The sequence below is a fragment of the Ketogulonicigenium robustum genome (assembly GCF_002117445.1).
GTDB lineage: Bacteria > Pseudomonadota > Alphaproteobacteria > Rhodobacterales > Rhodobacteraceae > Ketogulonicigenium > Ketogulonicigenium robustum.
The window spans coordinates 152,049-166,226 of sequence record NZ_CP019938.1 but is presented as its reverse complement, the minus strand read 5'-3'; the positions used below and the strand labels follow the sequence as shown (position 1 = coordinate 166,226).

The 14,178-nt window shown below is 63.3% G+C and carries 12 protein-coding genes; 2 read left to right on the top strand and 10 right to left on the bottom strand.

What is annotated here, in order from left to right; genetic code table 11:
* Positions 1-23: 23 nt before the first annotated feature.
* The 10 genes from BVG79_RS12925 to BVG79_RS12880 all read right to left on the bottom strand — a co-directional run bounded on the left by BVG79_RS12925 (position 24) and on the right by BVG79_RS12880 (position 11,659).
* Positions 24-572 carry a gluconate 2-dehydrogenase subunit 3 family protein gene (locus BVG79_RS12925; protein ID WP_085787528.1) on the bottom strand — a complete coding sequence of 183 codons (549 nt, stop codon included), beginning with the start codon at positions 570-572 and terminating at the stop codon, positions 24-26.
* Positions 572-2,260 (bottom strand): GMC oxidoreductase, encoded by a 1,689-nt coding sequence (locus BVG79_RS12920; protein WP_085787588.1) that lies wholly within the window; start codon positions 2,258-2,260, stop codon positions 572-574. The genes BVG79_RS12925 and BVG79_RS12920 overlap by 1 nt, the downstream gene beginning before the upstream one ends.
* A gap of 462 nt (positions 2,261-2,722) precedes the next feature.
* Entirely contained in the window at positions 2,723-3,838 is a 1,116-nt protein-coding gene (locus tag BVG79_RS12915; protein WP_085787527.1) for a Gfo/Idh/MocA family protein, read from the bottom strand.
* A gap of 3 nt (positions 3,839-3,841) precedes the next feature.
* The gene (locus BVG79_RS12910) at positions 3,842-4,900 is read right to left on the bottom strand and encodes a sugar phosphate isomerase/epimerase family protein (RefSeq protein WP_085787526.1); all 1,059 of its coding nucleotides are present in this window, start codon (positions 4,898-4,900) and stop codon (positions 3,842-3,844) included.
* Between the two features lies 1 nt (position 4,901).
* A complete protein-coding gene (locus BVG79_RS12905; RefSeq protein WP_085787525.1) occupies positions 4,902-5,912 on the bottom strand; it encodes a LacI family DNA-binding transcriptional regulator in 1,011 nt (336 codons plus the stop codon).
* 6 nt (positions 5,913-5,918) lie between these two features.
* Positions 5,919-6,890 carry an ABC transporter permease gene (locus tag BVG79_RS12900; RefSeq protein ID WP_085787587.1) on the bottom strand — a complete coding sequence of 324 codons (972 nt, stop codon included), beginning with the start codon at positions 6,888-6,890 and terminating at the stop codon, positions 5,919-5,921.
* A gap of 13 nt (positions 6,891-6,903) precedes the next feature.
* Positions 6,904-7,848, bottom strand: coding sequence for an ABC transporter permease (locus BVG79_RS12895; RefSeq protein WP_085787524.1), 945 nt, complete (start codon positions 7,846-7,848; stop codon positions 6,904-6,906).
* Positions 7,845-9,350 (bottom strand): sugar ABC transporter ATP-binding protein, encoded by a 1,506-nt coding sequence (locus BVG79_RS12890; protein ID WP_085787523.1) that lies wholly within the window; start codon positions 9,348-9,350, stop codon positions 7,845-7,847. The genes BVG79_RS12895 and BVG79_RS12890 overlap by 4 nt, the downstream gene beginning before the upstream one ends.
* A gap of 118 nt (positions 9,351-9,468) precedes the next feature.
* Positions 9,469-10,488 carry a substrate-binding domain-containing protein gene (locus BVG79_RS12885; RefSeq protein ID WP_085787522.1) on the bottom strand — a complete coding sequence of 340 codons (1,020 nt, stop codon included), beginning with the start codon at positions 10,486-10,488 and terminating at the stop codon, positions 9,469-9,471.
* Positions 10,489-10,633: 145 nt separating this feature from the next.
* Positions 10,634-11,659: a LacI family DNA-binding transcriptional regulator gene (locus BVG79_RS12880; RefSeq protein WP_418268956.1), complete on the bottom strand. Its 1,026-nt coding sequence runs from the start codon at positions 11,657-11,659 to the stop codon at positions 10,634-10,636.
* A 252-nt stretch (positions 11,660-11,911) separates the two neighbouring features.
* On the opposite strand from BVG79_RS12880, the gene BVG79_RS12875 reads away from it, so the two are divergent.
* Both BVG79_RS12875 and BVG79_RS12870 read left to right on the top strand, forming a co-directional pair.
* Positions 11,912-12,856, top strand: coding sequence for a sugar phosphate isomerase/epimerase family protein (locus BVG79_RS12875; protein ID WP_085787521.1), 945 nt, complete (start codon positions 11,912-11,914; stop codon positions 12,854-12,856).
* Between the two features lie 63 nt (positions 12,857-12,919).
* Positions 12,920-14,152 (top strand): ABC transporter substrate-binding protein, encoded by a 1,233-nt coding sequence (locus BVG79_RS12870; RefSeq protein WP_085787520.1) that lies wholly within the window; start codon positions 12,920-12,922, stop codon positions 14,150-14,152.
* Positions 14,153-14,178: the final 26 nt, after the last annotated feature.

The following is a 14,178-nucleotide window of genomic DNA, read 5'->3' as shown; positions in this document are numbered from 1 at the left end:
GGGGGTTGGTTGGTGGTGTGCGATCAGGTTGCCCAGGCGCGTTGGCCCGGCTCCAGCGGGATGTCCTCGTACATGCCGGGGACAGCGACGTATTCCAGCGCCTCGGTCGCGCCGGCTTCGGATGTGAAGAAACCGAACAATGTCAACTGCTTCATCATCGTGTAGTAGTGCGGTTTGCTGGTGGTGCTGCCTTTGGATACGACCTCGAGGTCGTCGACGATCGCGCGGCGCTGCGGGTCGGACAGGCGCACGAAGGTGCCGCCGTAGCGCTGGTTCGCCGTCCGGTCGAGCGCGGCGATACCGTTGCGGAAGATCGACCGTTCGGCCCCCGTGTAGCAATCGGCCACATAGACGGCCATGAAAGCGCCGACCTGCGCGTCAATCGCGCCGGGGGTGTCGGTGCGGGGGATGATCACCTCGGCCAGATGGTCGAGGGTGTTGATCTCGGCCGCGTCCAACGTGAAGGGGGCGACCTCGGCGCGGTATTGCGCGGGTTCTGCGCTGGCGCGGCCCCCGATCAGGGCCATGCCGGTGGTTGCGGCGATCATTTGCAAAAGCGAGCGGCGATCCATCACAGGTTCCCTTTCTTCAGTTCTTCGACAGCGAAATCGGCAGCGCGGGCCGTCAACGCCATGTAGGTCAGCGACGGGTTGACGCACGAGGCCGAGGTCATGCACGCGCCGTCGGTGACAAAAACGTTCGGTGCATCCCAGACCTGATTGTTGCCGTTCAGCACGGATGTTGCGGGGTCGCGGCCCATGCGGGCGGTGCCCATTTCGTGGATGCCCATGCCGGGGGCGTAGGGGGTCTCGTAGCCCTCGACATTTTTGACGCCGGCCGCTTCAAGCATCTCGATTGCGTCTTGCTTCATGTCTTTGCGCATTTCGAATTCGTTGTCGCGCATCGAGACGTCGAACGATAGCACCGGCAGGCCCCACTTGTCGGTAACCCCTTTGTTCAACGAGATTTTGTTGTCGTGGTAGGGCAGGATTTCACCGAAGGCGAGCATGTTGATGCCCCATTCGCCGGGGGTGGTCAGGGCATTTTTCAGATCTTCACCGACGCCCAATTCTTCGGCTGCGCGCGACCAGCCGCCACGGCTGGCCGAGCCTTGGTAGCCGAAGCCGCGCAGGTAGTTGCGCGGGTCGTCGCCCGGCACGTTGCGGAAGCGCGGGACATAGAACCCCGCAGGGCGGCGACCGTAATAATACATGTCCTCGAACCCTTCGACACTGCCGCGCGCGCCGACGCGGAAGTGGTGGTCCATGACGTTATGGCCCAACTCGCCCGAGCTGCTGCCAAGGCCGCCTTCCCACACATCGGTGGCCGAGTTCATCAAGATCCAGGTCGAGTTGAAGGTGGACGCGTTAAGGAAGACGATGTTGGCGGTGTATTCGTAGGTGAGACCCGTTTCGGCGTCGATCACCTCGACCCCTTTGACGCGCTTGTTGTCCTTGTCGTAGATCAGCTCGCGCACGATCGAGAAGGGGCGCAGTGTCAGGTTGCCGGTCGCCACAGCCGCAGGCAGCGTGGCCGATTGGGTGCTGAAATACGCACCATAGGGGCAGCCCAGCACGCATTTGTTGCGGTATTGACAGGATGAGCGGTTCTGTTCCGGGCGCGGCTCGGTGATATTAGCGGTGCGCGCGTTGATCAGGTAGCGTTTGCCGCCGTAAGCCTGCTGTAGGCGGGCGGCCACGTCTTTTTCGACCACGTTCAAGGGGATAGGCGGCAGGAATTCACCGTCGGGCAGCACATCCAGCCCGTCGCGGTTCCCCGAAATGCCGGCGAAGCGTTCGACGTAGTCATACCATGGCGCCACATCTTCGTAGCGGATGGGCCAGTCGACGGCGATGCCTTCGCGGGCGTTCGCTTCGAAGTCCATCGCACTGTGGCGGTAGGTTTGGCGGCCCCACATCAGCGAGCGGCCACCCACATGGTAACCGCGGAACCAGTCGAAGCGCTTTTCCTCGACATAGGGGTTTTCTTGTTCGTTCGCCCACATGCCATAGGTCGATTCCGACAGCGGGTAGTCGCGGCGCAGCACCGGGAACTCGTCTTTCATCGCGTTCGTCGGGCGGCCGCGGTGGGGGTAGTCCCATGCCTCTTTTTGGGCGTTCACATAGTCTTTGACGTGTTCGATATTGCGGCCACGTTCCAGCAGCAGGACTTTCAGCCCTTTTTCGGTCAATTCCTTGGCGGCCCAGCCGCCGCTGATTCCCGACCCGACGACAATTGCGTCGTAGTGCATATCTGCCATATTCGCTTCCTTTCGGGTTGCTTTCAGATCTATGGGCAAAGCCGCTGCGTTCACTGCGCGCGGGGCGGCAGCGGGCTGGCATTGCGGTTCTATCGCGACGCGGCCGCAGGGGGCGGCAGTGTCAGGTGGTATGGTGCGTCTGGCGATCAGGCGCACGATGTTGACCACAACCATAGGTTGTTTTGTTGAATGGAGTTTTGGGTATGCGTGACCGGAGTGCCGCCGCAGTGCGGGGCAGGGAATAAGCGGTTCGCGCTAGATCAACCTGTCACTGGGACAAGCAGTTTTGTCCTTTTTGCATGATTTCCTCCTCCGGCCGCCTCCTCCAAGGCGGTGTAACCTGATGTTACCGGTTACATGGAATCTTTAGCACGAATCATTCATGTGACAAAACAAAAAATGCACAAATATTACAACTTGGGGTGGAATTGCGCGGAGGGCCGCGCAAGACCGTAGCGCCTGTTAGACGAGTGGTTGCCAGCGGGCGTCGTTTTGGGCCGAAGCAAGGGCCGAGGTGATGAAGCGCATCCCCTCGACCCCGTCGGCAAGGGTGGGCAGGGGGCGGTCGGCACCGGTACGGATGACGGCGGCGAAGTCGTCATAGAGGGTCGCGAACGCCTCGAGGTAGCCTTCGGGGTGGCCCGAGGGGATGCGCCCCATGCCATTGCTGCCTGCGCCGTTGCGGGTGATGATCTGGCGCGCCTCGCCAAAGCGGGTAAAGGTCAGCTCGTTCGGTTGCGTGTGTTGCCAGTCGAGGGACGCTTTGTCGCCGAAGACGCGCAGGCGGATGCTGTTTTCATTGCCGACGGCGACTTGGCTGGCCCAGAGCATTCCCTTGGCGCCGCCTTGGAAGCGCAGCATGATATGGGCGTTGTCATCGACGCGGCGGCCCGGGACAAAGCTGTCGAGGTCGGCACTGAGGCTGTGCAGCTGCAAGCCGCTGACAAAGCGGGCGAGGTTGTAGGCATGGGTGCCGATGTCGGCGATGGCCCCGCCGCCGCCGGATTTGGCGGGGTCGGCGCGCCACGCGGTGCCGGCCTGTTCGTCGGGGGTTTCAACCGTCAGCCAGTCTTGCGCGTATTCCACCTGCACCATGCGGATCGTGCCGAGGTCACCGCGCGCGACCATGTCACGCGCAAGCCGCACCAGCGGGTAGCCGGTATAGGTATGGGTCAGCAAAAAGCGCGCGCCGTTGGCGGGGGTGACGGCGGCCAGTTCCTCGGCCTCGGCCAGCGATCCGGCAAGGGGTTTGTCGCAAATCACGTGGATGCCGGCCTGCAAAAAGGCGCGGGCGGGGGCGACGTGCATGTGGTTGGGGGTGACGATGGCCACGACCTCGACCCCGTCGGGGCGGGTGGATTCGGCGCGGGCCATTTCGGTGAAGTCGCTGTAGATACGGTCATCGGCAAGACCGAGGGCACGGCCGCTGGACTGCGCCACATCGGGGCGCGAGGAGAGCGCGCCTGCGACCAGTTCATAATTGCCATCAAGGCGCGCGGCGATGCGGTGCACATAGCCCATGAAGGCACCTGTGCCGCCGCCGATCATGCCAAGGCGAAGTGGGCGATTTGTGGTCATGGTTTAGGCCCCAAGTCCCAGCATTTTTCGGTTCATCTGCGCATCGACGCCGGTATTGGCAAAGTCGTCAAAGGCACGTTCGGTGACGCGGATAATGTGGTCGCGGATAAAAGCGGCCCCTTCGCGCGCGCCGTCTTCGGGGTGTTTGATGACGCATTCCCATTCCAGCACAGCCCAGCCGGCATAGTCATATTGCGCCAGTTTTGCGAAGATCGACTTGAAATCGACCTGTCCGTCGCCAAGGCTGCGGAAGCGGCCGGCGCGGTCGGCCCACGACTGGTAGCCGCCATAGACGCCTTGGCGGCCGGTGGGGTTAAACTCGGCATCCTTGACGTGGAACATGCGGATGCGGTCGTGGTAGAAGTCGATGAATTGCAGGTAATCCAGCTGTTGCAGCACGAAGTGGCTGGGGTCATACAGCAGGTTTGCGCGGGCGTGGTTGCCGGTGCGCTGCAGGAACATCTCGTAGCTGACGCCGTCATGCAAGTCTTCGCCCGCGTGGGTTTCGTAGCACAGATCGACGCCGGCGTCTTCGTAGGCGTTCAGGATGGGCAGCCAGCGGGCGGCGAGTTCGTCAAAGGCCGCTTCGACCAGACCTGCGGGGCGCTGCGGCCACGGGTAGATATAGGGCCACGCCAGCGCGCCCGAGAAGGTGGCGCTGGCGTTCAGGCCCAGATTGGACGAGGCCTTTGCCGCCAGCTTTAGCTGATCGACGGCCCAAGCGGTGCGATCGGTGGGTTTGCCGCGCAGTTCGGGCGGGGCGAAGCCGTCAAACGCCAGGTCATAGGCGGGGTGGACGGCGACAAGCTGGCCTTGGATATGCGTCGAGAGTTCCGAGATTTCGAGGCCATGGGTGGCGATTTTGCCCTTAAGCTCGTCCGCGTAGGTTTGAGATTGCGCGGCAAGGTGCAGATCCATCAGGGCCGGAACCGTTGTAGGTATTTGGATGGCCTTGTAGCCAAGGTCTGCGGCCCAGGCGCAGATGCCGTCCAGCGTGTCGAAAGGGGCGGAATCGCCGACGAATTGGGCCAGAAACAGGCCGGGGCCTTTGAGGGTTTTCATCTTACGTCTCCTGCGGGGCTGGGGCGACGGAATCGCGCACGATCAGCTTGGTTTCGAATTCCAGCACCTGCTGGTGGGCATCGCCGTGCAGCAGGTCGACCAGCAGCCGCATTGCGGCGCGGCCCATTTCAAGGCGGGGTTGCTGGACGGTGGTCAGGGCGGGTTCAAACGCTTCGGCGATGATGATGTCGTCGAACCCGACGACCGAAATATCTTGCGGCACGCGGTGGCCAGCGCTGCGTAGCTGGCTGATCGCGCCGATGGCCATTTGGTCGCTGGCAGCCAAAATGGCGGTGAAGGGCAGGCCGGTATCCAGCAAGGCCTGCGCCGCGCGGCGGCCCGCACTAATGCTGAAATCGCCCCAGACCGTTAGCCGCGGATCGACCGGCAAGCCTGCGGCTTGCAACCCCTGCACATAGCCCTGATGGCGGTTGATGGCGAGGTATTCCCCCTCGACCCCGCCGATATGGGCGATGGCGCGGTGGCCCTGTGCGGCCAGATAGGCGACGGCATTTTGCGCGGCGGCGGCGTTGTCGATGCGCACGGTGGGCAGATCGACGCCGGGGATTGCCTCGGATGCGACGACCATGGGGGGGGTGGGGCCGGGACGGTCGGCCAGATCGGCGGGCAGTTTGCGCACCATCATGATCAGCCCGTCGGCTTGTCGTTGGCGCACCATGTCGATGTAGGTGGTGATGCGGGCCTCGTCGTTGCGGGCGTCGGCCATCAGCACCTTGTAGCCGGTCTCGCTGGCGACTTCCTCGATGCCTTTGTAGATTTCAAGGTAGAACGGGTTCGAGATGTCGCGCACCAGCAAGATGATGGTTTGCGTCGATTGTTGCCGGAACGACCGCGCCCCTGCATTCGCCACAAAGCCCAGCTGCGCCACCACGCCCAGCACGTGGTCGAGGGTTTCGCGGTTCAGCTTCTCTGGTTGGGCCAGCGCCCGCGAGACGGTGGCGGTGGAGACACCTGCATGGCGGGCGACATCGCGGATCGTGACGGGCTTCATTCGGGGTTACACACGCAGTTGTTTTTGGCGACCATAGAGGAGCATCATCCCCAGCAAGGTGATGCCGAAAACCAATTGGCGCGCCCAGAAATCCATGTTCAGCGTGATGAGGACGCTTTGCAACAGGGTCAGCGCGACTGCCCCTGCGACAGTGCCCCAATAGCCGCCAATTCCGCCCGCCAGCGACGTGCCGCCAATGACTACTGCTATGACAGAAGGCAGAACGTATTGGTCGCCGACGCTGATGAACGAACTGCCGGTATAGCCAATGACCAGCAACCCCGTCAGCCCCGCGAACAACCCAGAAAGGCCGTAAAGCAGCACCCGAACGCGGTTCACCGGAATACCGACCAGCCGCGCGGCGCGCTCATTCGCGCCCATGGCATAGACGGCGTGTCCGAACGCGGTGCGCCGCAGCAAGAACCACATCAGCAGCGCGATAGCCACCCAGACAAACAGTACGCCGGGAATGCCGAAGGCCAGCGGGCGGTTGATGAAGTTGGCAAGCGCCGGCGCCGCGCGCCCCGATGGCACGCCTTGCGAATAGACAACCAGCGCGCCTTGCAGCACCGCCGTCATGCCCAGCGTCATCACCAGCGGCGGGATGCGCAAGAACGTCACCCCTAGCCCGTTGACCAGCCCCACGATGAACGGCACGCCAAGGGCCATGACCAGCGCCATGCCGATGCCGCTGTTTGCGCCATTCATGGCATTTCCCGCCAGCACTGCGCCCAGTGATATCATCGCCCCGACGCTGAGGTCGATACCCTCGCGCCCGCCAAGGATGACAAGGTTTTGCCCCGCCGCGACGACGCCCAAGATGGCGGCGACCGTTAGCAGGCGGACGATTTGGCCGCCTTGGGCGAAGCCGGGCGAGATCGCCTCGCCCGCAGCCAGCAGCGCCAGCGAGGCAAGGATGGCCAACGTCAGCGGGTCAAGCAGCAGCGTGCGCAGGCGGTTTTGTGTGGTGTTTTCCATAATCATGCCTCCCTTAGCGCCGCGTGACCAGAACGCCGCCAGCCAGTGCCAGCAAGACGATCAGGCCTTGAACCAAGGTTTGATATTCGAATGGCAGGCCTGCGAAGAAGATGACGTTGCCGATCATCCCCAGCACGAACGCCCCAAGGATCGAGCCAATGGCGCTGCCAAAGCCGCCTGCCAGCGCCGTGCCGCCCAGAACAACCGCCGAGATTGACGAGAGCGCGAGCGTTTGCCCCAGCAGCGGGTCACCCGAGGCGGTCTCGCCCGTCAGGCACAGCGCGGCCAGCGCCGCGAAAAGGCCAGCCAGCACATAAGACCCGATGCGGATCCGGTCGAGTGGAAGCCCCGATTGGAAGGCACCTGTCCGGTTGCCGCCTGCCGCGATGATATGGGCATGAGCCACCGTGCGGCCGAAAATCAGCGCGAATGCGACGGCTGCGATCAGCACCCAGACGATGGTCGGCACGCCCAGCACCAGCCCGCCGTAGGTGCGCCAGTAATTGGTCGGCACCGCCAGGCCTGCACGCGGCAACACCCAAATCGCCAGCGCGGCGAACAAAATCCCAGTGGCAAATGTGGTCACGATGGGTTGCAGGCGCATCTTTGCAATCAGCAGTCCGTTCACCAGCCCGCAAGCAAGCCCGACCAAAACGCCCGCGCCAATGCCCAGCAGGATTGCGCCGTTCGTGCCCCCCAGCGCCGCAATAACGCTGACCGTCACCACGTTCGACAAGGCCACCGTGCTGCCGACCGACAGGTCGATATCACCCGCCAAGATGACATAAGTTTGGCCGATCGCGACGAGCACAAGCGGCAAAAAAGTCGACAGGTTCGACCGCATTGCCCGCACCGATGTAAAGTTCGGCTGCAAGATGATGTTGACGATCACCAGCAGCGCCAGCACCACCAGCGTGATCATCCACGGATTTTTGCGGAATTGGCTCAGCAGGGTCATGTTGCGTCTCCGAAGGCGGCGCGCGCGAGGTTCACGGCATTGATGTCGCCGCCGGTGAGTTCGGCGGAAATCTGGCCACCGTTAAAGACCAGCACACGGTCGGCATAGTCGAGGATCTCGGCATCTTCCGAGGAATAGAACAAGATCGTGGCCCCGGCGTCGGCCTGCGCGCGCATTAGGGCGAACAGGTCGGCCTTGGCACCAAGGTCGATGCCTTTGGTGGGGTCGTCCAGCAGCAGCACGTCGGGGCTGGTCGCCAGCCAACGTGCGATGAAGATTTTTTGCTGATTGCCGCCCGACAGCGTTCCGATGGCGGCATCCGGCCCCGCGTATTTGGTGCGAAGGCTGGCTGCCGCCTCGGCCATGCGGGGGCGCAACTGGCGCGGGCTGATCAAAGTTTTCCGTTCGCGCACCGTTGTGGCCGCGACCAGATTCTCAAAGATCGATCGACCTGCAAAAGCCGCATCGCGCCCGCGATCCCCCGAAATATAAGCAAATCCGGCGTGGACGGCATGAGCGGGGGTGCGCACGGGCAGGGTTTTCCCCTTGTGTTCAATGCTGCCCGCTGTGAAGGGCAGCGCCCCGAACAGCCCCTGCAGCAAAGCCGATTGGCCTTGGCCCTGCAGGCCCGCAAGGCCCAGAATTTCGCCCCGATGCGCGCTGAAATTGACGCCGCGCAGGCGGGCGTTCGTGCCATTCGTAACCGTCAGCGTCACGGTATCGTAGCTGCGCGGCGCGCGCGGGGGCGGGGCAGCAACCTCGCCTACCATGTGATGGACGACCTCGTCGCGGGTGGTGTCGGCGGTGGCGGTGGCGGCGACCGTTTTGCCGTTGCGCATGACGGTGATGTGGTCACACACCGCAAAGACCTCGTCCAGCCGGTGCGAAATCATAATGGTCGAGACACCCTGCGCCTTGCGGTCTTGCAGGATTTGGAAGAACCGCGCCGCTTGGCGACCATCGAGGGCGGCTGTCGCCTCGTCCATGATCATCAGGCGGGGGCTTTTCGCAAAAACTTTCAGGATTTCAACGATCTGGCGTTGATCGGGGGGCAGATCGCCCACGGTTGCATCGGGCGTCAGCCCATCACCGGCAACGCCGTCAAACAGCGCGATCAGCGCGGCGGTTTGGGTGCGCAGGGCCTTGCGGTCGACAAAACCGCCCTTGCGCGGCTCGTGGCCCAGATAGACGTTTTCGGCGACGCTGCGCTGGGGGATGAGGCTCAGTTCTTGATAAAACAGCGCTATGCCGCGGTCTTCGGCGTCACGCGGGCCGGCAATTTTGGTGTCTTGGCCGTCCAGTTGCAACACGCCGCCATCGGACAGGACAGTGCCCGCGATGGATTTGCATAGCGTGCTTTTACCGCAGCCATTGGCGCCCATCAGTGCGTGGATCTGCCCAACCGCGACCGAGAGGCTGCCGTCGGTCAGCGCCCGCACGGCGCCAAAGGATTTCGTCAGGGATTTCGCCTCGATCAGGGGGGGCGCATTCGAAGGGGTCATGCTGGCTCCGCGCGGAAAATCGCGTGCTGAAAATCGTATGCAGGGCCGTGCCCGAACGGGCAGGCCGATTTATGGTGCGGCTCGCACAAGGCAAGCCGCACCATCCCGGGAGGGACGCTTATTGGAAGAAGGCGGCCGCGTCGTCGGGCGAGACGACATCGGTCACCGACCAGTAACCCGGCTTGCCTTCGGCAGCGGTCAGGTTTTCGGCGAGGTTGTCGTTATCTACGAACGGAATGGGAATGTAGATCGCATTGCCGTTCGGGCCGGTGAAAACGTCTTCCTTAAATTCTTTACCCTGCAGGCGCAGCACCGCCACGTTTAGCGCGCTGGCCATCACGCCCGGCGGGTTCACCGAAGCGCCCGATGTCAGGTTCAGCTCTGACCAGCGCTCCATGAAGTCCTTACGGATTTCACCGGTGGCAGCGATGTCGGTGGTGCGGCCAGCGGCCTCGATTGCGCGCCATGCGCCGTCGGCCATGCCGTCTTGCACCCAAACGCCATCGATATCGGGATAAGTGGCCAACAGGTTTTGCATGACTTGTTGGCCCTGCGCCTGATCCCAGCTGGCGTTTGCTTGGTTCAGGATTTTGATGCCGGGATAATTGGCGAACACTTCGGTATAGCCAGCGACGCGGGCTTCATTCGCGGGGTTGCCGGCGATGCCGTTGATGGCGACGATATTGCCTTCGCCGTTCAGCGTGGTGGCCAGCCATTCAGCCGACTTCGCAGCCCAGTCTTTTTGGTCGATGCCGACATAGATGGCGTCGGGCGATGTCACCTCGGCGTCGGTCGCGATAATTAGAATTCCCGCTTCGGCGGCCTGCGCAAAGACAGGGTCGAAGGCTGTCGGGCTTTGCGGGTTGATGAGGATCGCATCAACGCCTTGGTTCATGAAATTGCGGATGTGGCCGATCTGGCCTTGCACATCTACGTTGCCACTTTGAACGACGACGTTCACCGTGACGCCGTGCTCCTCCCAGGCAGCGGCGGCGGCTTGGGCTTCCTCGATCATCTGGGTGCGCCATTCGCTACCCACGAAGCCGTTCGAAAGCCCGATGGTGAAAGTATCTTGCGCATAGGCGGCAGACGACAGCGCGATGACCGACGCAGCGGCCAGCGTTAGGTGTTTCATCATGATCTCCTCCTCTGCCCGAGCGGTGATGTGCCGCGGGGGTAGAGAAGTTGTGCAACCGGTTACATTGATGTGTCAACGGTTATTTTGGCCTTAGCTCGACGCTGTGAAAAGCACGGGTTAAATCAAAGACTTCGGCGTGGTCGTTTCACCGCGTGGGCGCGGGGCCTGTGCTACCGCGTTCGGCCAGCGTGCTTTCCAGCGTCACAACGGACGGGATTTTGGCGCCCGACAGCTGCGCCAACAGCAGGCGGGCGGCTTCGTTTCCCATCGCGCGGGCAGGCTGAATCAAGCTGGAGAGCGGAGGTGCCAGATGGGCCCCCACCGTCGCCCCGTCGAACCCCAGAACCGAGACGTCGCCCGGCACCTGCACGCCCGCACGCGTCACGTACCCCATAAATGCGATCGCCGCGTCGTCCGAACTGGCGATGATGGCGGTGGGCCGCTGTGCGGGGGGGATGCGCAGGTAGCTTTCGGCCGTGGCGGCGCCCGCTTGCAAGCCGAACTGGAAACTGTCGCCGCTTTCGATGCGCTGCACCGCGGCGGGCGGCAATCCGGCGGCGGCGATGGCGGCTTGCACGCCGCCGAAACGCTCGTGCTCGTGATAGTTGTCGGGCGGCGCCGCGATATACAGAAAGCTGCGGTGCCCCAAGGCCAGCAGGCGCGCCGTGGCATCGCGCATCGCGGTGCGGTCGTTGGTCACAACGCTGGGCACCCCTTGCCCCGACACGTCCTGCAAGATTCCGACCAGTGGCAACCCCGCCCCGACCAAACTGCGCGCCCCCTGTTGCGGCAGATACGAGGCCAGCGTCATGGACCCCGCAATCGTGCCGCCGTAGGCCAGATCCAGAATATGCCGCTCGACCGCCTCGCTGCGGTCAAGGTTGGCAATCATCAGGTTGAACCCTTCGGCGGCCAGCGTGGCGGCCACACCTTCCAGCACGCCCGGAATGATTTGCGACGCCCCGCTGAAGAAGGGGCCGGGCAGCACGATCATCATCAGTCGCGCACTGCCCTTGCGCAGATTACGCGCGACCGCATTCGGGGTGTAGCCCAACTGCGCCGCCGCCGCGATAATCCGGTCGCGCGTCTTTTGCGAGACCCTGTCGGGGTTGGCCAAAGCGCGGCTGACGGTCGAAATCGCGACGCCGGCGCGTTCGGCGACATCGCGCATCAGCGCGGTTCCGGCACCTGCATCTGGCCCGTTCCCCGAATAGGTGTCCCCCTTGACGCGCTCTTGTTCCATTAGCTGCGATTTGCCCACTTTTTGGGCGCGACCCACGCGCGCCATCCGCGAAATACCCTAAACCAACCTGTGCTGATTAATGAATGATTGCACAGCTGGCAAACGTTTGCATAGCGTTGGCAAACGTTTGCCAAGAACGATTCCCACTTTTGGGACAATTTAATGCGTGAAAGGCCCGCTATGGACAGGCTGAGCTTCGGTGTCGATCTGATCACCTTCTTCCACCCCGCATTTTGGGGCGTCGGGGACCATGACGAGATCGTCGAATTGGCCCGAACCGACGGCCTCGCGTTCTGGACGCGGCTGCTGGATGCGGTGCAGGCGGCGGGGGTGACTGGGATCGAGCTGACCTTCGCGCCGTTGTCGTGGGAAGATGCGGTCGCGGCGTTCGGCTCGCAGCAGGCTTTTGCGGCAGCGCTGACGGCGCGGGGGCTATGTATCTGCAGCGGCTTTTTCGCCGAAATGGAACCCGCGGGCGATGTGACCGACCCCGCTACCGAGGCGCGCCTGACCACCCGCGCGCTGGCCTATGCCGATTTTCTGGCGGCCTGCGGGGCCTCGATCATGGTAGTCGGTCTGCCGCTGCGGGCCAGCCCGTCCGCACGGCCCGCGCAATTCTTTGACCTGACTGCGGCCGAGAAAATCGCGGGGCTGATGAACCGCTTGGGGGCGGCGGTTGCCACACGTGGGGTGCGCCTTGCCCTGCATACCGAAGCGCATTCGCTGTTCGCCGCCCCGCGCGACGTCGACCTGGTGATGCTGTTGACCGACCCCGCCTATGTTCATCTGTGCCCCGACACCGCCCATATCGTGCTGGCGGGTGGCGATCCGGTCCAGCTGGTCGACCGCCACCACGACCGGATGATCATCGCCCACTGGAAAGACGCTAAGGGCCCGATGCCGCCGCAAGCGGTGATCGACGGCGGCATCCACGAGGCACACCGCCCGTGGTTCTGCCCGCTGGGCACGGGGCGCGTTGACTGGCCTGCTTGGGCGCGCCTGCTGCGGCAGCGCGACTTCAGGGGCTGGGCGATTTTGGAACTGGATGCTGCCCCCGACCCGGTCGCCGACATCACGCAGGGGCTGACGCTGGTGCGCCAGTCTTTGGCGCACACATTGGCCTGACTTACCACTCGAATTGCTTACAAACGCCCTCAAAGAAGGGGCACCCCAACAAGGAGTTAACCGATGAAACGTCCCCTTTTCTACCTTGCCGCATCCGCCTTTGCGCTGGCTGCGGGCATGGCTGCGGCTCAAGACACCCTGAAGGCCGAGGTTTTTACGTCGTGGACATCTGGCGGCGAAGCGCGCGCGGTGGCCGCCATCCGCGAGGCCTTCGAGACGCGCGGCGGCGTGTGGGAAACCTCCTCGATCGCGGGGTTTGAAAACGCGAACGCCGCGTTCCAGAACCGCGTCGTGGCGGGCAATCCGCCGACCGTTCGCCAGTCGGTGCTGGGCATGGATGCGCGCGAGCTGATCGAGATGGGTCTGGCCAATTCCTTGCAGGCCGTCGCCGATGCGAACAACTGGCGCGACGTGATGGCCCCCGCGATCTATGACGCGATTTCGTATGATGGCGAGGTATATCTGGCGCCCGTCGGCATCCACGGCCAAAGCTGGATGTTCTATTCCATGCCCGTCTTCGAAGCCGCCGGCATCACCGAAGCGCCGACCACGTGGGAAGCGTTCTTCGCCGACATGGATCTGCTGAAAGCGGCAGGCGTGACCCCCATCGCCTGGGGCGGACAAGCATGGCAAGAAGCCAAGGTTTTCAACATGGTGCTGCTGTCGCAAGTTGGCAACGACGGCTTCATGAAGATCTATACCGAGGGCGATGAGGAGATTCTGTCGTCCGATGCCATCGTCAAAACCCTCGAGATTTTCGGGCGCCTGCGCGATTACGTCGACGAAGGTGCGCCGGGCCGCAACTGGAACGATGCGACCAACATGGTCATCCAAGGGCAGGCCGGCGTGCAGTTCATGGGCGACTGGGCCAAGGGCGAATTCTTTGCGGCCGGGCTTGCCGCGGGCACCGATTTTGGCTGCGCGCTGTCGCCCGCCGCGACGGGGATGATCTTCATCGCAGACGGGTTCTTGATGATGAAAACCGGCGATCCCGCGCAAGACGCGGCGCAGGTGCTGATGGCCGAAGTCGCAACCGACCCCGCCGTTCAGGTGGCTTTCGCGCAGGCCAAGGGCTCGATCCCCGTGCGGACCGATGTGGATACCGCCGCACTGGATATTTGCGCCCAGAAAGCCATGAGCATGATGGACGAGGGCCTGTTCGTCCCCGAGCACGCCATCACCATATCGCCCGACATGGTCGGCCAACTGACGGATTTCGTGGGCGATTTCTTTGCAAACCCCGACGCGGACCCCGCTGACGCTGCTCAGCAGTTCGCCGACATCTTCCGCCGTTAAGGGCATTGCGGCGCGTCCGCGCGCCG